The following is a 26,420-nucleotide window of genomic DNA, read 5'->3' as shown; positions in this document are numbered from 1 at the left end:
TTCCCCCGAGTTCGTTGATTCCACGTTAGGAAGTTCGGGTGGGGCTTCGCATCTGTCTGTGGTCTGAAGTTGGTATTGACTGGGGTTGATGGTTCGGGTTTACCGGGGTTGATGGGCTTATGGTTGAGCCCATGTGGACCGAACGCCGCCAGGACATCGCGCTTGCCGTGTTCCTCGCTGCCGTCCTGGCCACCCTCTACTGGGACCGCTGGCTGGCCATGGCCGTCACGATCGTCGGCAGCCTGCTGTTGGTCTGGCGCCGCCGGTTTCCCGTGGCGATCTTCATGGTGACCGCCGTGGCGTTCATCGCGTCTTTGTTGTGGCACTGGGATTCCGGTGGCCCGCTCGTGGTGATCACGTGGATACCGCTGTACGGACTGGCCGCGTACTCGATCAAGGTCGAGCCGACGAAGACGGTCCTCGGCCTGATCGGGGTGACCGTCGCGGTGATCGTCCTGATGAGTTTCCTGGTGACCGCCGAGACGAAACAGCCGTACGCGATCACTGCCCTGCTTGCCTTCGGCTGGGTCGGCACCGCGTGGCTTCTTGGCCGCTACCACCGAACCAAGCGCGCGTACCTCACCGAACTGGAGGAACGCACAGCGCAGCTGGAACGTGAGCGAGAAGCCGTTGCCGCGCAAGCCGCAGCGGAGGAGCGGGCCCGGATCGCCAGGGAGCTGCACGATATGTTGGCGCACACGATGAGCGGCATGGTCGTCCTCGCTGGCGGCGGCCGCAAGATCGCCGAGACCAACCCCGAGGCCGCGGCCACCGCGCTCGCCAAGATCGAGGATGTCAGCCGGAAAGGCATGGCGGAGAACAGAATGCTGCTCGACTCGATCCAAGAAGGCAGCGTCCGCACCATCGACCATCTGTCTACTTTGGTCGACGAAGCCCGGCAGACCGGCCTGGATGTGCAGGTCGACATCGACGGCCAGCCCATCCGCATGCCGTTGACGGCGGGCGCCGCCGCCTTCCGGATCGTGCAGGAGTCCTTGACCAACGTCATGCGGCACTCCGGCGTGAAAGCCGCCAGGATCAGCGTGAAGTACTGGCCGGACGCGTTCGAACTGCAGATCACGGACGACGGCGAAGGCGGCGTGGTCAACCCTGGCCATGGCGTGACCGGGATGCGGGAGAGGGCCGAGCTCGCCGGTGGCGCGCTACGCGCCGGTCCACGGCCGGAAGGCGGCTGGTCAGTCCGCGCGATCTTCCCGGTGCCGTCATGATCACCGTCCTGATCTGCGACGACGCGCCCATTGTGCGGATGGGCCTGCGGATGGCCGTCGAGTCCGAACCGGACCTGTCCGTGGTCGGCGAGGCCGCCGACGGTGCCGAAGCCATTGCCGCGACAGAGGAATTGCGGCCTGACGTGGTTCTGCTCGACATCCGGATGCCGCGCCTCGACGGAATCGAAGCCGCGAAACAGATCTTGGCCAAGGACACCACGACCAGGGTCCTGATGCTCACGACCTACGACCACGACGACAACGTCCACGCCGCGTTGCGGGCTGGTGCCAGCGGTTTCCTGGTCAAGGATGCCCCACCCGAGCACGTCATCGAGGCCATCAGATCGATCAACGCAGGCGACGCCGTGCTTTCGCCGTCAGTCACCCGGCGTCTACTGGACAGCGTCGCGCTGCCCGGCGGCGTGAAACTGCCCGAGCTGTCCGAACAGGACACCAGGTTGCTCAGGCTGGTCGCGAAAGGGCGGACGAACACCGAGATCGCGACGGAACTGGACCTCACTCCGGCGACCGTGAAGACCTACGTCTCCCGGCTGTTCACCAAGATCAACGCCCGCGACCGGACGCACGCCGTGGTGCTGGCCTACGAAAGCGGGCTGGCCCGACCAGGCAGCTGAGCCTCGTAGCTGACGATGTAGCGCTCCATCGCCGCGTCCACCGCCTCGCGATCGCCCGTGGCCAGCAGGTCAAGCAGCAGCCCACGGGTCACCGCGAGCCCGAGGCGGGCCGTCACCCGAGCGTCCTCTTCGGACAAGCCTTGGGCCACGCCGACCGCGATGACCGGGTCGAGCCATGCGTGGACCACGTCGTCCAGCAGGTGTGTCGTGCCTGGTCTGCCTTGCAGCGCCTGGCCGTAGACCTCGAAAAACAGCCGGATGTTCGGCCACAGTGCCGGGTCGGAGATCCGCTTCCAGAACCGTCGTCCCATGTCACCGGCCGACTCACCCGGCTCGTGCGCCAAGTCGGCCAGTACTTCGCGTTGACGCGCTTCGACCGCCTTGATGATCTCCACGAGCAGGCCCTCTTTCGAACCGAAGTGATAGATCAGCATCCGATGACTGGTCCCGAGCGCGGCGGCGATCTGGCGCAGGCTCTGCTCACCGACTCCATGTTCGGCCACGTGGTCCACTGCCGCGGACAACAGCCGTTGCTTCGCGTCTACCATTGAACCGCATGGTACATGTACCATCTGGTACATGGCGAAGCAGGAATTCGAGGTCGTCGCCCATTCGACGGCCACACCGAGCCGGATCTACGCCCTCTTACGCAACGGCTCAACCTGGCCGGTCTGGTCGAAGCTCGAGCGGTTCGAACTGGAAAAGCCCAGCTCACCGGAGCCGGAGAGCGTCGGCGCGATCCGCAACTTCTTCACTGGCCGCTACAAGATGCGCGAGCAGGTCGCCGAACTGGTGCAGGACAAACGGTTCAGCTACGTCCTGCTGTCCGGGCTGCCATTGAGGGGCTACCGCGCCGACATCGACCTGACGCCGAGCGGCGACGGCACGGACATCCGCTGGCACACGTCGTTCCGGCCGAAAGTGCCCGGCATGGGCTGGATTTACCGGCGCGCGCTGCACAAGCTGACCGACGAGTTCGCACACGCGCTGGCTGACTATGCGAGCAAGCCCTGATCACAGTGGCCGGCGTCACCTCACTGTCAAGATCGCGCTAACAAGGGCCGTCGAGTCGTCATGACCGCGTCGCACTTGACGCCACCGCGCCCGAATCGCGCTGTTGTGGTGGAGTGACTCTTACCGATGTGCTCCCGAGTCTGGGCCGCTCGCTGCATACAAAACTCGAGCCGGATGTCTGGCCGCGCAGTACCGTCGCCACGGCCGACGGACTGTCCATCGCAGGCATTTCGGCCTCTGAGCTTGCCGCACGGTTCGGCACCCCTGCATACATTCTTGACGAGGACGAAGTTCGGCGCCGGTGTGCGGCGTATCAGGCCGCGCTGCCTGGCTTCGAGATCGCCTACGCGGGCAAGTCGCTGACTTGCCGGGCCGTGCTGCGCTGGATGGCCGAAGCAGGACTTTCACTGGACGTCTGCTCTGCGGGTGAGCTGGCGATCGCTCGTGCGGTCGGGTTCCCTGCCGAGCGGATCCTGCTGCATGGCAACGTGAAAACCACTGAGGACTGGAAGGCGGCGCTGGAGTACGAGGTTGGGCGGATCGTGGTCGACTCACTCGACGAGATCGAGCAGCTTGGCTCGTTGGCACGACATCCGCAGCGTGTGCTCGTCCGGGTGACGCCGGGCGTCGACGGGCACACGCACAAGGCGATCGCGACAGGAGTGGAGAACCAGAAGTTCGGTTTTCCGTTGCGAGACGCCATGACCGCGGTCTCGGCCGTACTGGCGCAGCCAGGTCTGCGGCTGGATGGACTGCACTGCCATATCGGGTCGCAGATCAGGTCTGTGGCCAGTTTCGAGCTCGCCGCCCGGCGGATGGTCGAGTTCATGGGTGAGATCCGCGACCGGCACGGGATCGTGCTGCGTTCGCTGGACCTCGGCGGCGGCCACGCCGTGCCCTATCTGCCGGGCGAGCAGGAGTTCGACCTGGTCGGGTATGCGCAACGAGTACAGGTCGCGATCAGCTACACAGCTTCTTCGCTCGGGCTACCGACGCCTCGGCTGACGATCGAGCCCGGTCGCGCCCTCGTCGCCAACGCGGGTGTGACGCTTTACCGTGTCATCACGGTGAAAGGCTCGTACGTCGCAGTGGACGGCGGGATGAGCGACAACATGCGTGCGTCGCTGTACGGCGCCCGTTACCTGGTACGGCTCGCTGGCCGGAACTCCCGTGCTCCACTTCGGACGGTCTCGGTCGTCGGAAGGCATTGCGAGGCAGGGGATATCATCGCCGCTGACGTCCCACTCCCCGCTGATGTGCACGCGGGCGATGTGCTCGCGGTGCCGGTGACCGGCGCGTACCACCACTCCCTTGCTTCGAATTACAACCAGGTCTGCCGTCCACCGATCATTGGGGTGTGCGACGGCTACGCGCGGCCTCTGGTGCGCCGGGAAACCGAAGAGGACCTGATGGCACGCGACGTCGGCTAGGAGTAGAGGCGCGCCAGATCCGTGGCCGCTTTCGCGAACATGTCCCGGAGTTCTTGTGGTTCAAGGACTTCCGCGTCCGCACCGAGCTGCAGGATGGCGTGCAGGGCGTGCAGGTTCGTCTCGATCGGCACGGTGACGGTGATCCAGCCGTCCTCGTCGGGCTCGGGTTCGCGGTCGCGCAGCGCGCGGCCAACGACCGGGCCAAGCAGGAAAGCCAGCTTGCGGCCCTGCGGGGAAAGCCGGACGGTGGCTTCGCCCTGCCACAGGGTGTTCTGTACGCGCTCGGCCGAGACCTCCCAGTATTTGCCGAGGTCGAAGTCCTCGGGCCGGTCGAACTTCTGGTCGGTCGGCTCCAACGCGAGAATCCTCGACACCCGATAGGTGCGCGGCTCGCCCTTGCTCGTCGCGATGAGGTACCAGGCGCCGTTCTTGAGCACGAGTCCGAGCGGCTGGAGCAGCCTGGTCACCTCAGCGTTGCCCCACCGCCGGTAGCGCACGGAGATGCACCGCTGGTCCCATACGGCCGCGGCAACTGCGGAGAGGTAGGGCGCGGATTCGCCCTCACGGAACCACCCGGGCGCGTCAAGCAGGAAACGTTCCCGGATGGACTGCGCCCTGTCCCGCAGCTCGGGCGGAAGCGCGGCCATCAGCTTGAGCTGCGCGGCCGCGAGGACCTCGCCAAGCCCGAGCTGTTTGGCCTGGTCAGGCAGGCCCGCGAGGAACAACGTCTCGGCCTCAGCCGTGGTCATGCCGGTCAGCTGCGTGCGGTATCCGTCCAACAGTTGGTAGCCACCGGCCGGGCCGCGGTCGGCGTACACGGGCACGCCCGCGGTACTGAGCGACTCCACGTCCCGGTAGATCGTGCGGACCGAGACCTCCAGCTCATCGGCCAGTTCCTGCGCGGTCATCCGCCCCCTGGCCTGCAGCAGCAGGAGGACCGAAAGCAACCGACTCGCTCGCACACCCCGATTCTGCCGGGTAGCGTCGGAGAACATGCAGGTCGCGGGACGCGAAGTGGCACTGTCGAGCCCGGACAGGGTGTTCTTCCCTGACCGCGGCGAAACCAAGCTCGACCTGGTCAACTACTACCTGGCGGTGGCCGAGCCGCTGATGCGCACGATGGGCGGACGGCCCGTCCTGATGCAGCGGTTCCCGCGTGGAGCGGGCGGGCCGTCCTTCTTCCAGAAGCGCGTGCCCTACAAGGTCCCGCCATGGTTGCAGACGACCGTGGTGCAGACGGTAAACGGGACCCCGTCGAACGCCCTCGTCATCGCGGACCTCGCTCATGTGGCTTGGGCCGTGAACCTAGGATGTCTCGGGTTTCACGTGTGGCCGTTCACGGCGACCAATGCCTCCTTTGCCGACGAGCTACGGCTGGACCTCGACCCGCAGCCCGGGACCAAGTTCGCACAGGCCGTCGAGGCTGCTCACGAGTTGCGGGCTTTGCTGTCGTCGCTGGGGCTTGAGGGGTATCTGAAGACCACGGGCAAGCGTGGACTGCACGTGTACATGCGTCTTGAGCCTCGGTGGGATTCGTACGCGGTTCGGTCGGCCGCGGTGGCCGTGGCCCGTGAGTTGGAGCGCCGGAGACCCGACCTGATCACCGCAGCCTGGTGGAAGGAAGAACGCGGTAAGCGGATTTTCGTTGACTACAACCAGAATGCCCCGCACAAGACGGTTTTCGGCGCGTGGTCGGTGCGGGACAAGGTGACCGGGCCGGTTTCCACGCCGCTGTTCTGGTCCGAAGTGGACTCGGTGTCGCCGGAGACGCTGACGCTGGCTTCGGTGCCCGCGCGACTGGCCGCACTGGGCGATCCTTGGGAGTCGATGCGTCCACAGTCGTTGGAACCGTTGCTGGAAATGCATTCCCGGGACATGGCTGCTGGATTGATGGACGCGCCATGGCCGCCGGTGTACCCCAAGCAGCCCAACGAACCGGACCGTGTGGCGCCAAGCCGCGCACGCCATCCGGAGGCCCGCTGAGCTGTCAGCGAACTAGACGGACACGTGGACCGATCGCTGCGATGATCGGGGCATGGCCTCGATCGAAGTGGTGCTTGGCGATATCACGCAAGAACGCGTGGATGCCATTGTCACGGCGGCGAACGAGTCGCTGATGGGCGGCGGCGGTGTCGATGGCGCGATCCACCACGCTGCCGGGCCGCGGCTCGCCGAGGCAGGCGCGGCACTTGCGCCGTGCCTGCCTGGCGAGGCCATCGCGACACCGGCATTCGACCTCGCGCCAGTGAAGTACGTGATCCATACGGTCGGACCGGTGTGGGAAGGCGGTGGTTATGGGGAAGCCGACGTGCTCGCTTCGTGCTATCGGAAATCCCTGCTGCTAGCCGAGGAACTCGGTGTCCGCAGTATCGCTTTCCCGGCGATCGCCACCGGCGTCTACGGTTATCCACTCCCAGAAGCCGCGTCGATCGCGGTGTCGACGCTCACATCGACCAAGGTTGAAGTGATCCGGCTTGTGGCGTTCGACGAGCAGATGTACTCGTTGCTCCTGGATCACAGCTCCGGCAAAGTGTCGTCCGCAACGGGTTCGCGTCCCTCGGACAGCCAGAACACGTAACCCCTGAGGTACGCCGCCATGCCGTTATCAAGGTATGCCAAGAGATCCCTTGCTCCGGTCGCTGCTTCACGCTCATCCTCGTTCGCACTGATGGACCAATTGCTGAGGAGCCCGGTCGCCCATTCGCTCAGCCGTCTTCGGTCAGCCCACCACTCGCGGACCGTCGCCGGTGTCCAGTGGTTGTCGCCGTCGGCGGCGTAGCCAGTCCAGGGGTCGTCCCAGGCAGCGTCGAGCACCTGCTTGACCTCTTCGACGTTCTGGGGCTGGCGATAGATGAACTCCTGGCCGTAGTCATCGTCGTACATCACGTGCCTGGGTGCACTCATCCGGCCAGTCCAACAGGTGTCAGTTTCAGCGCCGTAGAACGGCCCAGGGGTGTTGCGCCAGTTGCGCTTCGGCCAATCGCTTTTGAGGCAGTCGCCGGTCGCGAGTTCGTGAATGGCCGGCAAGGGATTCCAGTACATAGGCCGGATCGTGCAACCTCACGCGGGCTTGAAGTCAAGCCCACGGGCCGACGCCGGAGATGCGGTCGGGCTTGATCCGGCCGATCACGCCGGTTGGCGTGAACCTGTTGGGGAACGGGAAATCCGTGCCGAGGTAGCGATGGGACTGCTTGTCCATGAACGCCGCCCACTCCTCGACGATGTCCGGGCCGTGGAAGGTGACTGTGCCGCGGACGATGAGGTGCTGACGTAGGCCATCCGGGTTGTTCCGGTCGTCCTCGATCATCACGGTGATCCGGGGGTCGCGCTTGAGGTTACGGGTTTTCACGCGGAAGTTCTCCGCGCCGAAGAGGAGGTCGTCGCCGTCGCGGGACACCCACATCAGGCTGGTTTGCGGCGAGCCGTCGGCATTGATGGTGATGAAGGTGGCGTAGCGGTCGGTCTCGAACAGCCGGTGGGTGCTTGGCGGAAGCGTTGTCATGATCAGCAGCCTACGAAGCCGATGGGCACCCGTCGGTACCCTGGGAACCGTGGGTGACTTTACTGGTGGGGACGTATTTCTGGCCGATTGTCCGGCTCGGTTGGCCGTCGAGATCATCACCGACAAGTGGGCCGTGGTCACGCTGTACGGGCTCAGCCGTGGCCCGCGTCGGCATGGCGAACTGCTCGACCTGATCGGCGGTATCTCGAAGAAGATGCTCAGCCAGACACTCCGGCGGCTCGCCGAGCATGGGCTTGTCACGCGGGCCGCTTTCGCGGAGGTTCCGCCGCGGGTCGAGTACACGTTGACTGAACTTGGTGTGACTCTGATGAAACCCATCGAAATGCTCACCGAGTGGGCGGAACAGAACGGCGCGGCCGTTGTGGCCGCTCAGGAGGCTCGGACCGGCCCGTAGCGATGAGCGGCGCAACAAGCTGGACGAGCGCTTTCCGGACAACCCGTTGGCTCGCGGGTGAAATACACATCCCAGGTGAAACCCTCTAGAGGGGATTTAGATTGACCATCTATCCCCCCTAGATTATCCTCATGGTTTCAAAAACCATGAAACGGGCGGACGTGGTCACGTTGCTGACAAACCACGGATGCGTGTCGCTCCGCAACTCCGGAGGACACGAGGTCTTCGGTTGCCCATGCAGCCAACACCGCACGTCAGTCCCGAACCACCGAACGATTACCGCAGGAGTGGTACGCAGCATCGGCAAGCAGATGACATGCCTTCCCGAAGGGTGGTTGCAGTGAAGAGCTTTTCCGCGACAGCTCGCCGCGAGGGCAAGTGGTGGGTCGTAGAGGTGCCCGGTGTCGGAGCCACCCAGGGGCGTACCACAACCGAAGCCGAGCGAATGGCCAAGGATCTCGTTGCCATCATGGAAGAGATCCCCATTGACACGGTCGAGGTCGACATCGAATTCACGCTTCCTGGCGAACTGGGCGACGAGGTCAGGAAGGCTCGCGAGCAAACCCGGGCAGCCGAACAAGCCCAGCGCTGCGCCGCCGAAAGGATCCGCCAAGCAGTCGCTCACATCATCGGCAACGGAATGTCCAAACAGGATGCTGCGCGGATCCTCGGCGTCTCGCCGCAGAGAATCAGCCAGCTCGTCAAGCCGACGTGACACGCAAGATCATTGTCGGCGAGGCCAGGCCGGTCACGTCGATGAACTTCGGGTGCCCACAGCCGGCACACTGGTCAGACGACTACCAGCGGTATCTGTACACCAGCGGCGTTCGCTAGTTTCCCTAGATCGCTGGGATCCGACGTGAGCACGGCACACCCGTGGCTAATCGCAGCGATGACGACGGCCGCGTCCACAACGTCAGCGGTACCAGCCAAAGCGAGCATGCGTCCGACTGCTTCCGCGACGTCCTCTGTAAATGGGACCGATCGGCACATCCTGCGGAGCATCGCGACCGGGGCCTGCCTCGTACTCGCCCGCCACACTTGTGCGAGTACGACTGTTGGCAGCAGCGCAGGTGTTCCCGCGTCAAGAGCATCACGGCATGCCCCATAGACGCGTCCCCTGGGATTGGCCTCGACGTGGATCAGCGCACCAGCATCCAAGATCAGACCACGAGCACTCAACCGGCTCGCCTTTCGTTCGGGAATCCCAGAAGCCGGGCCAAAGCGTCCGCACGCGCCAAAGCTTCCTCCGGCGATTCAGGCGAACCAACACCCGCTTCTGCGAGCTGGACGCGAATCTCCGCCAGCTCGTCGGGGTCCGGCTCACCGAACCTGGCCGCGTACTCCTGCGCGGCGGCCTGAGCCTCAGCAAGATCCGCAGCTGCTTCGGCGGCTTGCGCCAGCCACGCTGACAACGGCATGCCCGCCCGGTCAGCCGCTCGCCTAGCTCGCGCCGCGACAGTGTCCGGAAGGGACACACTCAATTTTTCCACCGCCATGGCCCGATGATAGCTCGCCCGGTAATACCAAGGTAGCACCGCGAGTGGAACCGTTAGCCTTGGGGACGTGAATGCTGGAACTCCGTCGTTGAAAATCGGCCCCTACCAGGTCGATCCTGCCGTCGTGCTCGCTCCGATGGCGGGGATCACCAATGTGGCGTTCCGGCAGCTCTGCCGTGAATTCGGCAGCCCCACCTCGCTCTACGTCTGCGAAATGATCACCGCACGGGCCATCGTCGAACGCGACGAGAAGACCACGCACATGATCACCTTCGGCCAGGACGAGAGCCCACGCTCACTCCAGCTCTACGGCGTCGACCCCGCCACCATCGCCGAGGCAACCAAGATCATTGTCAGCGAGGATCGAGCCGACCACATCGATATGAACTTCCGGTGCCCGAAGTCAACGCACTCACAACTCACTCTGGTGATGTCGTCCACAATGCGCTGATCGGAACGCAAGCGAGGTTCTCACCAAAAGGCAGTTGCTGGTCTCCGCAGTAGAGGACAAAGCCTGCGCGGAAACGGTCGCCGAGGCGTCGTTGAAGCAGACGCAGGGAGCGAAAGTCGTCCGTACGAACAGTTTCAGCAGCCTTCACTTCGATGCCGACCACTCGCCCAGCGTTGTCCTCCAGCACCGCGTCGACCTCGTAGCCATCGCGGTCTCGGTAGTGGTGCAGGCGCGGAGTCGTCTGGCTCCACGTGATCTGGCGCGCGAGTTCACCGATGACGAACGTTTCGACGAGTCCGCCTATCGCCGCGTCGTTGGTGACTCCGGAGACCAAGTACGCAGCAAGACCGGCGTCGTTGAAGACCAGTTTCGGTGTAGCGACGGCCCGAGTTGTCGCGTTCGCTGACCACGCCGGAATCAGCCGGATCAGGTAAACCAGTTCGAGGAGTCCGACGTAGTCGCGGACAGTCGACGCCGGAAGCGCCAGGTCTGACGACAGTCGCGCGTAGTTGAGCAAGCCGCCGGACTGCGCTGCGAGTGTCCCGACAAGTCGCCGCATATCGGAACCGCGTTGGATGTCCGCGACCTGATGGACGTCCCTTGTCATGATGTCGTCCAGATACGACCGGAAGAACTGGGCCAGGCGCCGGGGACTTGTCCGGCGAATGGCTTCTGGGTACCCACCGCAGGAAGCGAGAGCCAGGTAATCACGGCGACGCAGTTGCGAGGGTTTCACCGCAAGCTGGCTGCCATGGGTGAACGCGGCGTCGACAAAGCCGTCGGGCTGGCCGTTGATCTCACCCTGGGACAGCGGAAACAGTTCGATGGTCTCCGAACGCCCAGGCAGGGCGTCAGGCAGCTGACTCAGGCCAAGCAATCGGGCCGACCCAGTCAGCAGGAACCGCCCTGGGCGGGGATCGCGGTCGACCACATGCTTGATCGTCAGCCACAACTCCGGAACCCGTTGGACCTCATCGATGAGCATCGTGCCGGGGGCGTCAAGAAACGCGACCGGGTCAGCGACGGCCGATGCCCTGGTCCGAGGATCGTCCAAATATCGCCGCATACTGTCAGCGCGGTCGCGCAGGCACAACTCAGCGAGCGTGCTCTTACCCGTCTGACGGGCACCGTTGACGATGACCACGCGGGTGTCCTCGAGCGCGTCCGCAATCAGCTCAGTAGCTCGACGTGGTAGGTATTCCGCAGCTGTGCGCACGACTTGATAGTACAGGTGATTCGTGGATCTGCCGAAGATTACGTCGCTGGTTTGCCGAAGACACTCTCGCTCATCTGCCGAAATCTCCGTCGTGGATCTGCCGAACGAATGGCCAGTCAGGACTAGGTGGCGCGTGTCGCCAGTTAGCCTTGGGGACGTGAATGCTGGAACTCCGTCGTTGAAGATCGGCCCCTACCAGGTCGATCCTGCCGTCGTGCTCGCTCCGATGGCGGGGATCACCAATGTGGCGTTCCGGCAGCTGTGCCGCGAGTTCGGCAGCCCCACCTCGCTCTACGTCTGCGAAATGATCACCGCACGGGCCATCGTCGAACGCGACGAGAAGACCATGCACATGATCACCTTCGGCCAGGACGAGAGCCCACGCTCACTCCAGCTCTACGGCGTCGACCCCGCCACCATCGCCGAGGCCACCAAGATCATTGTCAGCGAGGATCGAGCCGACCACATCGACATGAACTTCGGGTGTCCGGTTCCCAAGGTGACCAAGAAGGGTGGCGGGGCCGCTCTTCCTTACAAACGGCGGCTTTTCGGGGACATCGTCAAGGCTGCCGTCGATGCCGCTGGCGATGTGCCTGTCACCGTCAAGTTCCGGGTTGGCATCGATGACGAGCACCTGACCTTCCTCGACGCCGGACGGATCGCGGAAGCCGAAGGGGCACAAGCGGTTGCTCTGCATGCCAGGACCGCCGCCCAGCGGTACTCGGGCACCGCGGACTGGTCGAAGATCGCGATGCTCAAAGAAGCCGTCACCACTATCCCTGTCCTCGGTAACGGGGACATCTTCTGTGCTGACGACGCAATCAAGATGATGGCGCAGACCGGGTGCGATGGTGTTGTCGTCGGCCGTGGATGCCTTGGCAGGCCTTGGCTTTTCGCTGAACTGCAGGCCGCCCTCAGGAATGAGCCGATTCCGGACGGTCCGGATCTCGGGACTGTCGCACGGATCTTGCACCGGCACGCACTTCTCCTCGTCGATCACCTTGGCGCGGACAAGGGGATCCGGGATCTGCGCAAGCACATGGCTTGGTATCTCAAGGGTTTCCCCATCGGGTCCGAGCTTCGCCAGAAGTTCGCCATGGTTGACACCGTCGGCCAGATCGAGGATCTGATCACGCAACTCGACCACGACGCACCGTTCCCCAAGGACGCCGAAGGCCCGCGCGGGCGCCAGGGTTCGCCTGGCAAGGTCACATTGCCGGAGGGTTGGCTCGACGACCCGGACGACCGTTCGGTCCCGATCGGCGCCGACGTCATGCACTCCGGCGGGTAGTGACGCGCGTCACGGCATGGTTTCAATGTCGATTGGGTTCCCTCTGACATGGCCATGGTTGTGGTGCACGGGGTCCTCGCCGACGCGGCGCAGTGGAACGACGTCCGTACCGGCCTTGTCGCCAGGGGCCACGACGTAATCGCGCGGGACCGTCGCGGCCGCAATGGTGTCGCCCTCAACACGGACTACAGCCTCAAGACCGAGATCGACGATCTTCATCGAGTTCTCGACAAGGCTGGGCGTAACCCGATTCTCTTCGGCCATAGCTATGGCGCCGTGATCGCATTGCTCACCGCGCAACAGCGCGACGACTTGCACAGCGTGATCCTCTACGAGCCCATCGCCACCGGCCATCAGCTCAAGGCCTTTGTTGGCAGCGCTGTTGACCGGGCAAAACGGGCAGTCGATGCGGGCGATCTCCACGCTGCCATGGAGATCATTGTCACCGATGTGTCGCCGACTCCGCCCGATGTCTTGGAGCGCTATCGCGGTAACCGGATGTGGAAGTCCCAATTGCCGTTCGTCGCATCGGCCGTCCGTGAGCTCGACGCGATGCTCGCTTATGACCTCGACTACGACCAGGTGGCCGTACCGAAGGCCCCGACCAAGATTGTTCTTGGGGCCAAAAATGTTGGAACTATGCCGTTCGGCAGGCCAACCGAGACGCTCGCGTACACGCTCGGCGCCGAACTGCTTCTGCTCGATAATCTCGGCCATGTTGCCCACATGGAGGCACCCGACAAGCTTGTCGAGGCGATAAGTTCCTGACCATGCGAGCGGCATTTGCAGTGGTCACGCTGATAGCGGGCTGCTCTGCCGCGGTCACGGGCACTCCGGTCGCCGGTCCGGACAGGGCGAACGACCTCATCGTCAAGTACTTCGCCGACTTCGAAGCGGCCGCGCGGCAGGGATCCGCCGCGCAACAGGACTTCCTCCGCCGCACCCAGCACCCCGACTTCACCGGCCGGATCTGCCAGCTTCCCGGGGTCACGATCACCGTTGACCCGACCATGTCCACTTTGCGCCCGGACGCGAAGTGGGCGCCCGAAGGGGCTGACCGGCCGCGTGGGGATGTCTACGTCGTCGCCGTGTCGTTGCGGGTCGTCAAGGACGGCCAGGTGCTCGGTGATCAGATCGGATCCGAGCGGGTCGTGGTGCTCGACGGGGCCGTTTACGGCTTTATGCCTTGCCTTCGGGAAAGTTGAATACGACTGCGAGGCGTGTCACACCTCATCACTGGGTTGGAGCAGCCGTTCATCCACCAGATGAGGGATTTCTGTATACACCCGCCCTCAGTGTCTCAAGCCGAGCCGCCAACCGGTCGACAGAGATACTTGAGGGAGGTGAAGGCGGTGACCGGACTCGGACGCGGTATCGCCGAGCCTGAGCCCGTGTCAGACCCGCCGGAGTGGGCCGTGCACGAGGACACAGGCGGCGCGAACACGCCTGACGGGACTTCTCTTGTGCAGCTGCACGAGTCGATCGCCACCCTGCTGGCTTCGCGCGGTCAGTGGCGCCAGGCCTACCAGCACCTTCGCTCCGCACTCGAGCTCATCCACGCTGACAAGACCGAAGCGCCGCGCATCCCCGAGCAGCTGCGCCGGGAGGTCGACCGGTTGCGCCGCGAGCACGCCGAGGCTCGCGAGCAGAGCATCCGCGACAGCCTGACTGCCAGCTACAACCGCCGTTATCTCGACCAGCGACTGGTCACGTTGCTCGCCGACAGGCACACCATGGTCGGCGGTCTCGCCGTCGCGTTGGTCGACCTTGACTGGTTCAAGCAGGTGAACGACACCTTCGGCCACCTGATCGGCGACCGGGTACTGCAGCGGGTTGTCGATCTGTTGCAGGACGGTCTGCCCGAAGAGGCATTCTGCGCGCGCTACGGCGGCGAGGAGTTCGCGTTGGTCCTGCCGGGCGTCGACGGCCCGACGGCGGTCGCGATGGCCGAGGCGGCCCGGATCAAGATCGAGAGCTATCCCTGGTCGAAGATCGTGCTCGGGCTCCGGGTCACGGTCAGCATCGGGATCGCGCACGAGCCGACCCTCAGTCTCGGTTCCGGACCTGAACGGCAGCTGCGTCAGGCGGACGGGCTGCTTTATACCGCGAAGCAATCCGGACGAAACGCCGTCGCCTACCGCGTTGGCGGAAGAACGTTCTTGGCGGGGCCCGCAGCCGGGCGCCGGGCCGTGACCGAGTCGAAGGCCCTGGTCTACTGACGCTCGACATCCCCCGTTCGGCCTAGACGCCTGCGCGATTCCGCGTACTGAACGTAAACAAAGTTGGTCGGCCTGTCGTCAAGAGTGGACACCGCCCGTACTATCGCTGGGCAACGACCACTGTCGGTCTGCAACACTCAGGCTCCCCGGCGCGTCTGGACAAGCGGGGCCGTGTTGATATCGTGACGTGACTGAGATTGAAGGGAGACCTGGTGCCCGACGAAGATCGCCCGTACGGCACCGGTGCTCGCCGCAGTCGTCACTCGACCGAGGAAGCGTCACCCGAACAGCAGCCACGCCGTCGCAGACGGTCAATGGAGGATTCGGGCGGCGTCAGCGTCTCGGACCTGGTCAAGCGCCACACGTCGCGGACAGACCTGCCGATTCCGCAGCTCAATGACGTGGCACCACCGGCGAGTCAACCGGCACCCCAGGCTCCACAACGGCCTGAGCCAGCCAAGCCGCCGCAGGCGCCACCGCCCCCGCCGCCGGAGGCACAGCGCCGCGCCGCGCCGCCACGTCGTCAGGCCCAGCCGCGCCCGGAGCAGATGTCGCAGCAGATGCCGCGACCGGAGCCCCGTGGCCGCGCCCCTCAGCCTCCCGCCGCCACCCCGCCTCCGCCGAATGGACAGCAGGCAACTGGGCAGCGCCCGGCACCGGCCCGCGACGCGACTGGACAGCGTCCAGCACCGCAGCGGAAGGTCGGACAAGCATCCAGTACATATCAGGTACCTGCTGCCGCGGTAGCCGCCGCGCAGGTCCCGCCGACTCCGCGTGGGCACACGTCCGGGCCGCGGCCGATGCCGGAGAGCCCGCCGGCGCCCCCGGCGAAACCAGCCAACGGCTACACGAACGGCCATAACGGGCACACCGGCCAGCAGCAGCGACCTCAGCGCGCCCCCCAGCCGATGCCGGAACCGTCGCAGCAGATGCCCGCATCGCAGCAGATGCCGATGCCACAGCCATCGCAGCAAATGCCCGCGCCACAGGTAGCCAAGCGGCAGCCATCGCAGCAGATGCCGATGCCACAGCCGTCCCAGCAAATGCCCGCGCCACCCAAGAAGCTGCCAACGCCGCAGGCGTCTCAGCAAATGCCCGCGCCGCAGCCGTCGCAACAAATGCCTTCGCCGAACGGTCAGAACGGCCGTCCCGGCAAGCCTGTCGGCCAGATGTCGACCCAGCTGCCGGTCCCACCCGCGCCGCCTGCTGAGCCGGAAGAGCACAACGGCCAGGTCCCGCCCGCGTTGAAGCGCCCGGAGCGTAAGCCGATGCCGCCGCGCGGCGGCGTCGACGCGATCAGCATGACCACGGAGATGGAGGCCATCTCCGAGCCGGTGAAGGAAATCCGCCGGGTGGACGCCACCCTGGCGCGGTTCTCCGCGGTGCATGACGAGCTCGCCGAAGAGGAACGACTAAAGAAGGAAAAGCGCGAGCGCTTGATGCCGTGGCTAAAAGGGGAAAGCGGGGACGACGAAGAGCCTGACGTCCTCGCGGAGAACCAGGCAGCAGGCACCAGAGACACTGAACTGGCCGATCTACCCACGGTGCACGATCGGCCGGTCGAACACATCGTCGACGCCGACCCGCCGAAGCCGCAGTCCGCTGGTGGTGGCGGCACGCGCAAGCCACCGCGTAACAAGCTGATCCGGACCGGCCGGATAGTCGCCGCGTCCGTCGCCGGAGCCTTACTCATCGGCACCGGCGCGGTGTGGGGCGGCACGGAATGGCTCGACGGCCAGTTCAACGAGGTCGCAGCGCTCGACGAGAACTCGTCCGACATCCAGAACGGCGCCGCTCAGCTCGGCGACGAGAACTTCCTGATGGTCGGTTCGGACACCCGTGATGGCGCGTCGGAAGAAGACGGCGTTGGTACCGAAGCGGACGTCGGCGGCGGCGCCCGCGCCGACACGATCATGATCGCGCACATCCCCAGGGAGCGGAATCGCGTCGTGATGGTGTCCTTCCCGCGTGACCTGGAAGTCCAGATTCCGGCCTGCGAGAAGTACGACGACAAGACCAGCCAGTACAGCGCGCCGGACAAGCCGTACAAAAACGCCAAAATCAACACGGCGTTCAAGGTCGGCGGCCCGAAGTGCGTGACCAAGGTGATCCAGAACCTGACCGGCCTGAAGATCAACCACTTCGTCGGCATCAACTTCCACGGCTTCAAGGACATGGTCGACGCCGTCCAGGGCGTCGAGATGTGCGTGGCGAAACCGATGTACGACATCAAGCTCAAGACGTGGATCGTCGAACAGCCCGGCCAGAACGTGACACTGCGGGGGGACGCGGCGCTGAACTTCGTGCGGGCACGGCAAGTCAAGGAAAGCCCGACGTCGGCAAAAGGCGACCCGACCTCCGACTACGGCCGGATCAAGCGCCAGCAGAAGTTCCTTTCCTCCTTGCTGCGTAAGGCGATGTCCGGTCAGGTGCTGCTGGATCCCGGCAAGCTCAGCGCGTTCGTCAGCGCGTTCACCAAGGCCACGTTCGGCGAGGGCATCGAAACCAACGATCTGATCACCCTCGGCCGGTCGCTGCAGAGCGTCGGCGCGGGCAAGGTCACCTTCATCACTGTGCCCACGGTTGGCGACCCCAACGACCGCGGCAACGAAGTGTTGAAGGACAAAGACAACAAGGCACTGTTCAACGCGATCATCAACGCGGCCCCGTTGCCTGGCGAGCAGGCCGACGCACCGCAGGCGCAAGCAGGCCAGACGCCGCCGGAATCGGTGCAGAACCAGCAAGGCCAGATCGTCGACCCGAAGTCGGTGAAGGTGCAGGTGCTCAACGCTGGTGCCAAGGACGGCGAGGGCAGGCGCGTGCAGAACGCGTTGCGCAACCAGGGTTTCCAGGTGTTGCAGGCGGTCGACTCGGGCGCCAAGCTGCCGAACACGGTCGTCAAGTACGGCACGGACCTCAACGCGGCGACCACGGTGTCCGCGGCGGTGCCTGGTTCGAAGCTGGAAAAGGACGATTCGCTCGGCGGCGCGGTGATGTTGCTGCTCGGCCAGGACTATGGCGGCAAGGTCCAGAACCCCGCGGGTGGCACACCAGGCGGCCAGAACACCACGGCGCCGCCGCCTACCCCTGAGGTGCCAAAAGGCCTCTCCACGATCAACGCGGCCGATCCTGCGTGCGCGTAAATGTTGGTGCTGGTTCACCTACGGTTCACGTGAGGATTCGGTAAGAACAGACACCTGCACGTAGGCTGTCGCCATGCGTGAGGCCTACCGTGACCAGCTCGGACAACTTGCCGATCAGCTGGCGGACATGTGTTCCATGGTTGGCGACGCCATGTCGCTGGCCACCCGTGCCTTGCTTGAAGCCGATCTGGCACTGGCCGAACAGGTGATCGGCGACGACCAGAAGGTCGACGACGCCCGCGCCAAAGCCGAAGAAGAAGCGTACGCGCTGCTGGCGTTGCAGGCGCCGGTCGCGACCGACCTGCGGACCGTGCTCGCGGTCATCCACGCGGCGGAAAGCCTTGAGCGGATGGGCGATCTGGCGCTGCATGTGGCGAAGGCCGCACGCCGCCGCCACCCCAACCCGGTGCTGCCGGACCCGGTGAAGCCCTACTTCGCCGAGATGGGCAAGGTCGCGTGCAAGATGGCGTCGCAGGCTGAGCAGGTCATCCGGACACAGGATGTCGAGCTGGCCCGCGCGCTCGACGACACCGACGACGAGATGGACGACCTGCACCGGCACCTGTTCACGGTCGTGATGGACCGCGAATGGGACCATGGCGTCGCCGCGGCCGTCGATGTGACGCTGCTCGGCCGCTTCTACGAGCGGTTCGCCGACCACGCGGTGTCGGTCGCCAACCGGGTCGTGTTCGTGGTGACCGGCAAGATGCCCGGTTACGAGACCGACGAGCTCTAAGCCAGCGAAGCCATCAGGTCTTCCAGCTGTTGCACAAGACGGATGGTGTCGGCGGGCGCGAACGTCCCGCCGCCATCGTCCGGGTGCGCCTGCGCCATGTACCGGCCGTCCTCGGTGTCCAGCCAGCTCAGGCCCGGCGCCTTGGACTCACGGCCATCTCTGTCCATAACGGACACCACAAAGTAGCCGGCGCCGGTCCGAGGTTTACGCAACATCTCTTGCGCCGCAAGCAGTTGCGACTGTGACGAGGTGCGCGCTGGTCGGACTTCACGGCTGAAGCCTTCGCGCTTCTCTTCCGTGGCAGCGGGTTTCGCTGTGATCGTGACGGATTGCCCGCGCCCTGGCCGAAGCCTCGGCAATAGGCTGACCGCGGTACGTGCCATGGACTCCGGCCGGATGAACTCGAACCGGAACATCTGACCGTCCTGGATGACGAGCAAACCGCGGTCACCATCGGCGGAAACCCTGGCGTACAACGGACTTTCATCGTCCAATGTGCCGAGAACCGCGATCGACACGCGGTAGCGGGACATCAGCCGCAGCCCCTCAGCGACAGCGGGATTGAGCTGCTCGTTGCGGACCAGGCCACGACGGGTCAGATCCGTGAACACCGCCCGTGCGATCCGCACGCGATCGTCGACGAAGTCACCGATCCCTGGCAGCTGGAACGGATAGCGACGGCAGTCCACCCCCAGCGCCTCAGCCAGGATGTCCACGGCCGCGACCGACAGCGTGAATGAGTCGGTCATCCGCCGATCACCGGCGGCGTCGTCGGGTTGGTACCGAACGTCCGGTCACCTTCAAGCAGGTAGTTCTCACCCAAATAATTCTGGGCGGCCAGCGCGCCAGGGACGGCGTGCTCCATCGACCTTGGGCTGGGTGCGCCCAGCGGCGCGAAACCGCCGCCGAAGGGCGCGATCGCCGCGGCCTGTGGCGGTGTTTCGTCGGGAATCGCGCTCTCCGGCGATTTGATCGGTGTGGGCATACCGGGAGACGCGGACATCGGTGACGTGCCGTCCTGGGGCGTCCTAGGCATCGGTGCGCCTGCGCCTGACATCGCGGGCGGAGGCGCGAACGCGGGCATCGTGCCCGATTCGGCCAGTGCCGCGTCGTATGTCGTGACCACTTCGGCGGCGCGCTGCTGCGCGGCCTGCTGAGCGGCGTAGGCCTTCATGTGGTCGGCGTAGCGCGAGATCCACGTGACCGGGTCGGTGATCTGACGCAATTCCGCATTGGCCGCGTCCACATCGAACTTGACCGGGTCCGGCATCGCGTTCTTGGCCGCTGCCAAGGCTTCGGACTGTTTAGCCGCTTGGGTTCCGGCGAGTTCGGCGCCACGGCCAGCGTCGCCGATCCACCGTCCCACGTTGATCATGAACTCACGGGCGGCCTCGCCGGCGGCGCCTTGCCAGTCGTCCCGGCTGCTGTTGATCGCGCCCGCCACGTCGTCCTGGAACTGGGTGAGCTTGGCGCCAGCCTCCTGCCAGCCGCTTGCCAGCACGCCGACCTGGTCGGGGTCGACGTTCTCCGTGACCATCGCCTTGAGCGTTGGGTGATCGACGTTCTCGTACAACACGCCTTGGGGCATCGGCGCCTGCCTCGTGTCGGCACCGCCTCGGGGCGTGACGGTCACAGTCGCGTGCCCGGCGATCCTGGCGATCAAGCTGGCCACCGTGAGACCGGCCCGACCGGTGGTGCCCACGTTGCCAAGGTCGTCGAGATAGACGCCATCGGACTCGTTCGGCATGGCCACCTCTTTTCGTTATTTACGGAAAGTGCCCGCGACCGCGTGCTCGTTCTGTTTGTAGTTGGCCATTGCCTGCCGGACGCCGTTTTCCGCGTCGGTCAGTACGTCACGCAGACGGCCGAGCTGCGTGAGAAATCCTTGGTGGTCGGATGCGACCTGCTGGACAAAAGGAGCCATCGCGCGGGCGCCGTAACTGCCGCCGAGCATCGGTTTCTGGTCGAGCGTGTTCGCTTGGCCGCCGCCGAGCCAGTCCTGCAGCATCCTGATCACCCGCAGCAGATCCTCGCCGCTTGCCTGGGTGACCGCGAACTGGCCGGATGCCGCGCTGGCCTTGAAGTTCTTCATGTTCTCGAGCATCTGATCCATCGCGGTGCGCGCGGGATCGTTCCACGCCGCCGGAACGCCTGATTTCTCATCCTCGTACATGAGAACCCCTTGGGTAGCGCCGGATCTGACGGCACGGTATCAACCGACCACCGAGCGTGTCCCTACCGCCCGACCAGTTCCACCCACTTGGTCCTTACCTGAAAGCGGTCCGTAACCTCCGCACGCGGCAAATCCAGCCATTCACACCGGCGGTAGTGACCCAGGCCACATAATGCCTCGGATGAGTGAGGGCCGGTGACAAGCAGACATTCGGCGTAATTGACGATCAGCCAAATGGCCGGATTCCCGATCTCTGTTCATCGCGCACGCTTTGCCGGATCAAGTCCGAAATCAGCAATAAGACTCGCAATTTCGCGAATAACCAACGAGGGCCGCGTTTGTGGCATTGGAAGCCGTGAAGGTCACCTTCACGGCGTTCAACGCGCGAGGGCCTCCCTTGACGCGTCAGACTCCGCGAAGGTGACCTTCACGGCAAAAAGAACGGGCCGCCAGGGTGTCCTGGCGGCCCGCATTCCCCCCCACGCTGGAACTCAGCCGAAGCGGCCGGAGATGTAGTCCTCCGTGGCTTTCTCGCTGGGGTTGGAGAAGATCTTCTCGGTGTCGTCGATCTCGATCAGCCTGCCTGGCTGGCCGACCCCGAGCAGGTTGAAGAACGCCGTCTGGTCACTCACGCGCGCGGCCTGCTGCATGTTGTGAGTGACGATGACGATCGTGTAGTCCTTCTTCAACTCCGTGATCAGGTCCTCGATCGCCAGGGTGGAGATCGGGTCAAGCGCCGAACACGGCTCGTCCATCAGCAACACGTCCGGCTGCACCGCGATCGCGCGGGCGATGCAGAGACGCTGCTGCTGACCACCGGACAGGCCGCCGCCCGGCTTGTTGAGCCGGTCTTTGACCTCCGCCCAGAGGTTCGCGCCGCGCAGGGCTCGCTCGGCCACTTCGTCGAGCTTCTTCTTGTCCCGCACGCCCGCCAGCTTCAGACCCGCGACCACGTTGTCCCTGATGGACATGGTCGGGAACGGGTTCGGCCGCTGGAACACCATTCCGATCGTCCGGCGGACCGACACCGGGTCCACCGCGGACGCGTAGATGTCTTCGCCGTCCAACAGGACTTCGCCTTCGGCGCGGGCGCCTGGGATGACTTCGTGCATGCGGTTGAGCGAGCGCAGCACGGTCGACTTGCCGCAACCGGACGGTCCGATGAACGCGGTCACGTTGCGGGGCGGCACGGACAGGGTCACCCCCTCGACGGCGTGGAACTTGCCGTAGAACAGGTTCAGGTCTTTGACGTCTATGCGCTTGGCCATGGCCGCCTCACTTCGTCTTCACTGCGGTCAGCCGCGAGATCAGGGTCGCCAACAGGTTGATCACGGTGATGATCAAGATCAGGGTCACCGCGGCACCCCACACCCTGGCCTCGCCGATGTCGTTCAGGCTCTGCCGTTCAGTGTTCATGAACAACGGCAATGACGCCATGTTCCCCGCGAACGGGTCGTAGTTGATGAACTGCGCGTAGCCCACCAGGATCAGCACCGGCGCGGTCTCACCCATCACACGGGCGATCGCGAGCATGATGCCGGTGATGATGCCGGACAACGCCGTCGGTACGACGATCTTCACGATCGTCTTCCACTTGGGAATGCCAAGTGCGTACGAGGCTTCCCGCAGTTCGTCCGGGACGATCTTGAGCAGTTCCTCGGTCGTCCGCACGACCACCGGGATCATCAGCATCACCAGTGCCAGTGACACCGCGAAAGCACTGCGGGGCAAGCCGAGCGTGGTGACCCACAGCGCGTAGATGAACAGTGCGGCCACAATGGACGGAACACCGGACAGAATGTCCACTGTGAACGTGATCCACTTGGCCAGCCGCGAGTTGCGGCCGTACTCCACCAGGTAGATCGCGACCATGATGGCGATCGGCACCGCGATCACCGCACAGACGAGTCCCTGGATCAGGGTTCCGTAGATCGCGTGGTAGACACCGCCACCCGCCTGCCGTGAGGTCAGGCCGGCCATCGAGTTCTGCCACCACTGCGCGTTCAGTACGTGCGTGAAACCCTTTTCCAGCACTGTCCACAGCAGCCAGACCAGTGGAATGACGGCGATCACGAAGGCAGCGCCGACGAGGATCGTCGCCATCATGTTCTTTGTCTTACGACCGGAACTGACCTGTTGGAACGCTGGCGCGGTCGCCGGGCGTTGGAGATCGGTGGTTGTCACTCGTACTCCTTCTTCCCGACGATGAACGACCGTGCGATGGCGTTGACGATGAACGTCAACAGGAACAGCACCAGACCGGCGGCGATGTACGCACCGGCACTGCGCGGGTCGTTGAACTCGGGGGCGGCGCGGGCGATCTTCGACGCGATCGTGTCGCCACCGTCGAACAGGCTCCAGCCGAAGACGCCGCTCGTCGCGGGCGCCAGGATGATCATCACCGCGATGGTCTCACCGAGCGCACGGCCGAGACCGAGCATCGACGCGCTGATGTAACCGGCCTTGCCGAACGGCAGCACCGTCGTCCTGATGACTTCCCAGCGGGTCGCACCGAGCGCGAGCGCGCCTTCGATGTGCATCGTCGGCGTCCGCTCGAAAACCTCACGGGTGATCGCCGTGATGATCGGCAGCAGCATCACCGCGAGCACGATGCTCGCCGTGAAGATCGTCTGACCGATCGAACGGTTGACGTTCCCCGTGTCGAAAAGGAACGTCCAGCCGAGGATGCTGTTGAGCCAGCCGGTGAACGGCTCGATGAACGGCGCCAGCACGATCGCGCCCCACAGGCCGTAGATGATCGACGGCACCGCGGCGAGCAGATCGATGATGTAGGCGAACGGCCGCGCCAACCGGCGCGGCGCGTAGTGGGTCAGGAAGAGCGCGATACCAAGGGAAATCGGCATCGCGATCAGCAGCGCGAAGATCGAGCTGAAGATCGTCACCAGCAACAGGTCAAGCACACCGAACGAGAGATTGTCCGGATCGCCCGCCACCCATTGTCTGCTGAACAGGAAGCTCGCCTCGTTCGCCGCGAGCGACGGAATCGCTTGGGCGAGCAGGAAAGCTCCGATCGCCACGATCAGGACGACGATCAGGATGCCGGAACCCTTGGCGAAGCCGCTGAAAATGCGGTCGCCCGGTCGGGTCACCGTCTTGGGCGGCTCGGTGTCCGCCGCCGGCGGTGGAGGGTCTTGAGGGCTCACCGAAATCGGTGCCTCCGCGGGTGTCTCGGTCGCCGAGGCGCCCCGCCGCGCGCCGGGTTCACCGGCGGCGACGGGGCGTCGAGACCTGTCTCGGATCTCACTCATGGCGAGTGTGCCAGCCCTTACCTCGTCAGGCGATAGCCTTGATGGCGGTCAGCAGCTTGTCCTGGAACTCCTGGGGAAGCGGCACGTAGCCGGCATCGCCCAACTTGGACTGTGCGTTGGTCGCGGCGACGCTCAGGAACGCCTTGACGGCCTTCGCGGTGTCCGCATCGTAGCCCTTCGAGCAGACGATCTCGTAGGTGGCGAGCATCAGCGGGTAGGAACCGGCTGCCTTGCTGGCGTACAGCGCCTTCAGGTCGAGCACGAGGTCGTTGCCCGATCCCTTGGTCTTGGCCGACTTGATGGCCGCGCCAGCGCTCTCGGCGGTCAACTCGACCGCACCGGCACCACTGTCGATCTTGGCCATGCTCAGCTTCTTGTCCTGTGCGAAGGACCACTCGACGTAGCCGATGGTGCCGTCAGCGGCGGAAAGCGTGTCGGCCACACCGGACGAACCCTGTGCACCCTGGCCGACGCCCCCGTTGAACTTCTTACCGGCGCCCTTGGTCCACACGCTCGGCGCGGCGGCGGCGAGGTACTGCTGGAAGTTGTCCGTGGTGCCGGACTCGTCGGCGCGCACGATCACGGTGATCGGCTTGGCAGACAGTGCCTTGCCGCCGTTGGCCGCGGTGATCTTGGCGTCGTCCCACGTCTTGATCTGGCCGCTGAAGATCCCCGCGATCGCGTCCGGGGTTAGCGTGACGCTGTCCGCGCCATCCAGCTTGTACGCCACCGCGACCGGGCCGAAGACCAGCGGCAGGTTCCACGCCGGGTTGCCGCCACAGCGAGTGGCCGCGTCGTCGGTCTCCTTGCCCTCTTTCAGCGGGGAGTCGGAGCCACCGATGTCGCTGACCTTGGCGGTGAACTGCTTGACGCCCGCACCGGAGCCAGACGGGGTGTACGCCAGCTGCTGGCCGGCGCACGCGGCCTGGTATTCCTGGCTGAACACGTCCATCGCGCCCTTCTGGGCGCTCGAGCCTTCGGCGACGAGGTTCTTCTTGCCGCCACAGTCGACCTGCGAGGTGCCGGTCGGAGCGGCTGCGCCGTTGGTTGCGCCGCCCTGCGGGGTGTTCACGTCCGATCCGCACGCGGTGAGCGCGAGCGCGCCGGCTGCCATGAGGCTGATCAGGGCGCCTTGCCGCTTGATCTTCACCAGTTCCTCCAGTCGAGGATTTTCGTCCGATTCGCGACGAGGTCGCCGCACGAGACCGGACGCTAAGCAGCCAGGCCGAACGGACGGCCCTAAAGAGGTGAACAAGAGGTGAACAAGGCACCCATTGTGAGCAGGGCTACCCCAATGAAACTGCGCCGTGACCTTGCCGCGACCTGGCGGTTTGCACAGAGTGATTGAACGTGTGACTACCGTGCGTACTGCACGCCGACATCGAGCAGGCCGAATCCGAGCTTCGCATAAACCGCGATCGCCGGTGCGTTGTCACTTTCGACATACAGGATTACCCGGGGCAAACCCTGTGCGTGCAGATAACGCAGCCCGGCGAGAGTCAGCGCCTTGCCGAGACCGCCGCCCTGCGCGTCGGGGTCGACGCCGACGACGTACACCTCGCCGGTGGAATCCGGGTGCACCTTCGTCCAATGGAAACCGAGGACCTTGTCGTCCGCGTCGACGGCAAGAAAGAACCCGGCCGGGTCGAACCAGCCCTCTTGCTCGGTGTCGCGGACGTCCTCAACCGTGAGGCCGCCCTGTTCCGGATGCCACGAAAACGCACGAGCGTTCACCGCGACCATGGCTTCTTCGTCCTGACCTGGCACGAACGTGCGCAGCCGAACGCCATCAGGCAGCTTCGGCTCAGCGAATTCGTCCGAGCCGAAGTCCATCCCCATCCGGTGCAGCGCACGAACGCGCTCGAAGCCGTGCTTCTCGGCCAGCCGAGCGGCGCCTGGGTGATCAAGATGCGACCAGATCCGCAGCGGCCGTGCCTTACCGGCAACCGCGGTCAGCAGCTGCTCACCAATGCCTTGCCTGCGAAAACCTGGGTGCACGACGAGCTCGGCGACCTGGTTACCCAGCTGATCACCGGCCGTGTCGAGGTGCGCGTACCCAACCACGCCATCCCGAACGGCAAGCAGGTGCTCACCGCCGGACGGCAGGTCCATATGCGACTCGTCGGACGCCAGCAGCTCACGGACTTGCGCTGCTTCCAGCTCGGACAGGGACGGGCGCCAGACAAGTTCGGTCACAT

The 26,420-nt window shown here is 64.9% G+C and carries 30 protein-coding genes and 1 pseudogene; 16 read left to right on the top strand and 15 right to left on the bottom strand.

Annotated features, from left to right (window positions below):
• Positions 1-131: 131 nt before the first annotated feature.
• Both LWC34_RS21785 and LWC34_RS21780 read left to right on the top strand, forming a co-directional pair.
• Positions 132-1,229 (top strand): sensor histidine kinase, encoded by a 1,098-nt coding sequence (locus LWC34_RS21785; protein WP_233727023.1) that lies wholly within the window; start codon positions 132-134, stop codon positions 1,227-1,229.
• Complete coding sequence (locus LWC34_RS21780) at positions 1,226-1,864, top strand: response regulator (RefSeq protein ID WP_233727022.1); 639 nt, start codon at positions 1,226-1,228, stop codon at positions 1,862-1,864. Before LWC34_RS21785 ends, LWC34_RS21780 begins: the two co-directional genes overlap by 4 nt.
• On the opposite strand, the gene LWC34_RS21775 is transcribed toward LWC34_RS21780, so the two are convergent.
• Positions 1,831-2,412 carry a TetR/AcrR family transcriptional regulator gene (locus tag LWC34_RS21775; RefSeq protein ID WP_233727021.1) on the bottom strand — a complete coding sequence of 194 codons (582 nt, stop codon included), beginning with the start codon at positions 2,410-2,412 and terminating at the stop codon, positions 1,831-1,833. The two genes, LWC34_RS21780 and LWC34_RS21775, sit on opposite strands and share 34 nt — an antisense overlap.
• Positions 2,413-2,443: 31 nt before the next feature.
• Here LWC34_RS21775 and LWC34_RS21770 point away from each other — a divergent pair, with 31 nt between their 5' ends.
• Together LWC34_RS21770 and lysA are read left to right on the top strand one after the other, a co-directional pair.
• Positions 2,444-2,878, top strand: a complete 435-nt coding sequence (locus LWC34_RS21770) for an SRPBCC family protein (RefSeq protein WP_233727020.1) — start codon at positions 2,444-2,446, stop codon at positions 2,876-2,878.
• Between the two features lie 113 nt (positions 2,879-2,991).
• Complete coding sequence (gene lysA / locus LWC34_RS21765) at positions 2,992-4,308, top strand: diaminopimelate decarboxylase (RefSeq protein WP_233727019.1); 1,317 nt, start codon at positions 2,992-2,994, stop codon at positions 4,306-4,308.
• Here the strand turns inward: lysA and LWC34_RS21760 are convergent.
• Positions 4,305-5,270 carry a helix-turn-helix transcriptional regulator gene (locus tag LWC34_RS21760; RefSeq protein WP_233727018.1) on the bottom strand — a complete coding sequence of 322 codons (966 nt, stop codon included), beginning with the start codon at positions 5,268-5,270 and terminating at the stop codon, positions 4,305-4,307. The genes lysA and LWC34_RS21760 overlap by 4 nt on opposite strands.
• Positions 5,271-5,301: 31 nt before the next feature.
• On the opposite strand from LWC34_RS21760, the gene ligD reads away from it, so the two are divergent.
• Together ligD and LWC34_RS21750 are read left to right on the top strand one after the other, a co-directional pair.
• Positions 5,302-6,291, top strand: coding sequence for a non-homologous end-joining DNA ligase (gene ligD, locus LWC34_RS21755; protein WP_233727017.1), 990 nt, complete (start codon positions 5,302-5,304; stop codon positions 6,289-6,291).
• Between the two features lie 52 nt (positions 6,292-6,343).
• Positions 6,344-6,886 (top strand): macro domain-containing protein, encoded by a 543-nt coding sequence (locus LWC34_RS21750; protein WP_233727016.1) that lies wholly within the window; start codon positions 6,344-6,346, stop codon positions 6,884-6,886.
• Here LWC34_RS21750 and LWC34_RS21745 read toward each other — a convergent pair.
• Together LWC34_RS21745 and LWC34_RS21740 are read right to left on the bottom strand one after the other, a co-directional pair.
• Positions 6,823-7,212 carry a ferredoxin gene (locus LWC34_RS21745; RefSeq protein ID WP_233727015.1) on the bottom strand — a complete coding sequence of 130 codons (390 nt, stop codon included), beginning with the start codon at positions 7,210-7,212 and terminating at the stop codon, positions 6,823-6,825. The two genes, LWC34_RS21750 and LWC34_RS21745, sit on opposite strands and share 64 nt — an antisense overlap.
• Positions 7,213-7,384: 172 nt before the next feature.
• Positions 7,385-7,810: a TIGR03618 family F420-dependent PPOX class oxidoreductase gene (locus LWC34_RS21740; RefSeq protein ID WP_233727014.1), complete on the bottom strand. Its 426-nt coding sequence runs from the start codon at positions 7,808-7,810 to the stop codon at positions 7,385-7,387.
• A gap of 49 nt (positions 7,811-7,859) precedes the next feature.
• Here LWC34_RS21740 and LWC34_RS21735 point away from each other — a divergent pair, with 49 nt between their 5' ends.
• The 3 genes from LWC34_RS21735 to LWC34_RS21730 all read left to right on the top strand — a co-directional run bounded on the left by LWC34_RS21735 (position 7,860) and on the right by LWC34_RS21730 (position 8,940).
• A complete protein-coding gene (locus LWC34_RS21735) occupies positions 7,860-8,225 on the top strand; it encodes a winged helix-turn-helix transcriptional regulator (RefSeq protein WP_233727013.1) in 366 nt (121 codons plus the stop codon).
• Between the two features lie 131 nt (positions 8,226-8,356).
• Entirely contained in the window at positions 8,357-8,569 is a 213-nt protein-coding gene (locus LWC34_RS58855; protein WP_372496564.1) for a type II toxin-antitoxin system HicA family toxin, read from the top strand.
• A complete protein-coding gene (locus LWC34_RS21730; protein ID WP_233727012.1) occupies positions 8,566-8,940 on the top strand; it encodes a hypothetical protein in 375 nt (124 codons plus the stop codon). The genes LWC34_RS58855 and LWC34_RS21730 overlap by 4 nt, the downstream gene beginning before the upstream one ends.
• A gap of 74 nt (positions 8,941-9,014) precedes the next feature.
• Here the strand turns inward: LWC34_RS21730 and LWC34_RS58850 are convergent, their stop codons facing one another.
• The gene (locus LWC34_RS58850; RefSeq protein WP_372496658.1) at positions 9,015-9,386 is read right to left on the bottom strand and encodes a hypothetical protein; all 372 of its coding nucleotides are present in this window, start codon (positions 9,384-9,386) and stop codon (positions 9,015-9,017) included.
• A gap of 17 nt (positions 9,387-9,403) precedes the next feature.
• Positions 9,404-9,724: a hypothetical protein gene (locus LWC34_RS21725; protein ID WP_233727011.1), complete on the bottom strand. Its 321-nt coding sequence runs from the start codon at positions 9,722-9,724 to the stop codon at positions 9,404-9,406.
• A gap of 136 nt (positions 9,725-9,860) precedes the next feature.
• Here LWC34_RS21725 and LWC34_RS21720 point away from each other — a divergent pair.
• Positions 9,861-10,124 (top strand): annotated as a pseudogene (locus tag LWC34_RS21720) (tRNA-dihydrouridine synthase); the annotation flags it as partial.
• A 19-nt stretch (positions 10,125-10,143) separates the two neighbouring features.
• On the opposite strand, the gene LWC34_RS21715 reads toward LWC34_RS21720, so the two are convergent.
• Positions 10,144-11,391 (bottom strand): ATP-binding protein, encoded by a 1,248-nt coding sequence (locus LWC34_RS21715; protein WP_233727010.1) that lies wholly within the window; start codon positions 11,389-11,391, stop codon positions 10,144-10,146.
• Positions 11,392-11,548: 157 nt separating this feature from the next.
• Between LWC34_RS21715 and dusB the strand changes: the two genes are divergently transcribed.
• The 6 genes from dusB (at position 11,549) to phoU (ending at position 18,780) form a co-directional block, all read left to right on the top strand.
• Positions 11,549-12,682 (top strand): tRNA dihydrouridine synthase DusB, encoded by a 1,134-nt coding sequence (gene dusB / locus LWC34_RS21710; RefSeq protein WP_308200122.1) that lies wholly within the window; start codon positions 11,549-11,551, stop codon positions 12,680-12,682.
• 48 nt (positions 12,683-12,730) lie between these two features.
• Entirely contained in the window at positions 12,731-13,450 is a 720-nt protein-coding gene (locus tag LWC34_RS21705; RefSeq protein ID WP_233727009.1) for an alpha/beta fold hydrolase, read from the top strand.
• A gap of 2 nt (positions 13,451-13,452) precedes the next feature.
• Positions 13,453-13,887: a hypothetical protein gene (locus LWC34_RS21700; RefSeq protein ID WP_233727008.1), complete on the top strand. Its 435-nt coding sequence runs from the start codon at positions 13,453-13,455 to the stop codon at positions 13,885-13,887.
• Between the two features lie 147 nt (positions 13,888-14,034).
• Positions 14,035-14,901: a GGDEF domain-containing protein gene (locus LWC34_RS21695; RefSeq protein WP_233727007.1), complete on the top strand. Its 867-nt coding sequence runs from the start codon at positions 14,035-14,037 to the stop codon at positions 14,899-14,901.
• 212 nt (positions 14,902-15,113) lie between these two features.
• Positions 15,114-18,044: an LCP family glycopolymer transferase gene (locus LWC34_RS58115; RefSeq protein ID WP_233727006.1), complete on the top strand. Its 2,931-nt coding sequence runs from the start codon at positions 15,114-15,116 to the stop codon at positions 18,042-18,044.
• 73 nt (positions 18,045-18,117) lie between these two features.
• Positions 18,118-18,780, top strand: a complete 663-nt coding sequence (gene phoU, locus LWC34_RS21685) for a phosphate signaling complex protein PhoU (RefSeq protein ID WP_233727005.1) — start codon at positions 18,118-18,120, stop codon at positions 18,778-18,780.
• Here the strand turns inward: phoU and LWC34_RS21680 are convergent.
• The 8 genes from LWC34_RS21680 to mshD all read right to left on the bottom strand — a co-directional run bounded on the left by LWC34_RS21680 (position 18,777) and on the right by mshD (position 26,418).
• A complete protein-coding gene (locus LWC34_RS21680) occupies positions 18,777-19,529 on the bottom strand; it encodes an ESX secretion-associated protein EspG (protein WP_233727004.1) in 753 nt (250 codons plus the stop codon). The two genes, phoU and LWC34_RS21680, sit on opposite strands and share 4 nt — an antisense overlap.
• Positions 19,526-20,527: a WXG100 family type VII secretion target gene (locus LWC34_RS21675; protein ID WP_233727003.1), complete on the bottom strand. Its 1,002-nt coding sequence runs from the start codon at positions 20,525-20,527 to the stop codon at positions 19,526-19,528. The genes LWC34_RS21680 and LWC34_RS21675 overlap by 4 nt, the downstream gene beginning before the upstream one ends.
• 15 nt (positions 20,528-20,542) lie before the next feature.
• Positions 20,543-20,953: a hypothetical protein gene (locus LWC34_RS21670; protein WP_233727002.1), complete on the bottom strand. Its 411-nt coding sequence runs from the start codon at positions 20,951-20,953 to the stop codon at positions 20,543-20,545.
• A gap of 491 nt (positions 20,954-21,444) precedes the next feature.
• Positions 21,445-22,221 carry a phosphate ABC transporter ATP-binding protein PstB gene (gene pstB / locus LWC34_RS21665; RefSeq protein ID WP_233727001.1) on the bottom strand — a complete coding sequence of 259 codons (777 nt, stop codon included), beginning with the start codon at positions 22,219-22,221 and terminating at the stop codon, positions 21,445-21,447.
• Positions 22,222-22,228: 7 nt separating this feature from the next.
• A complete protein-coding gene (gene pstA, locus LWC34_RS21660; RefSeq protein ID WP_233727000.1) occupies positions 22,229-23,137 on the bottom strand; it encodes a phosphate ABC transporter permease PstA in 909 nt (302 codons plus the stop codon).
• Complete coding sequence (gene pstC / locus LWC34_RS21655) at positions 23,134-24,222, bottom strand: phosphate ABC transporter permease subunit PstC (protein WP_233726999.1); 1,089 nt, start codon at positions 24,220-24,222, stop codon at positions 23,134-23,136. Before pstC ends, pstA begins: the two co-directional genes overlap by 4 nt.
• Positions 24,223-24,247: 25 nt before the next feature.
• Positions 24,248-25,372, bottom strand: coding sequence for a phosphate ABC transporter substrate-binding protein PstS (gene pstS / locus LWC34_RS21650; RefSeq protein ID WP_233728808.1), 1,125 nt, complete (start codon positions 25,370-25,372; stop codon positions 24,248-24,250).
• 206 nt (positions 25,373-25,578) lie between these two features.
• Positions 25,579-26,418 (bottom strand): mycothiol synthase, encoded by an 840-nt coding sequence (gene mshD / locus LWC34_RS21645; protein ID WP_372496563.1) that lies wholly within the window; start codon positions 26,416-26,418, stop codon positions 25,579-25,581.
• Positions 26,419-26,420: the final 2 nt, after the last annotated feature.

Source organism: Kibdelosporangium philippinense (genome assembly GCF_021390435.2).
Classification (GTDB): domain Bacteria; phylum Actinomycetota; class Actinomycetes; order Mycobacteriales; family Pseudonocardiaceae; genus Kibdelosporangium; species Kibdelosporangium philippinense.
Note: the sequence above shows the minus strand (reverse complement) of the source record. Positions and strands in the feature narration are given on the sequence as shown.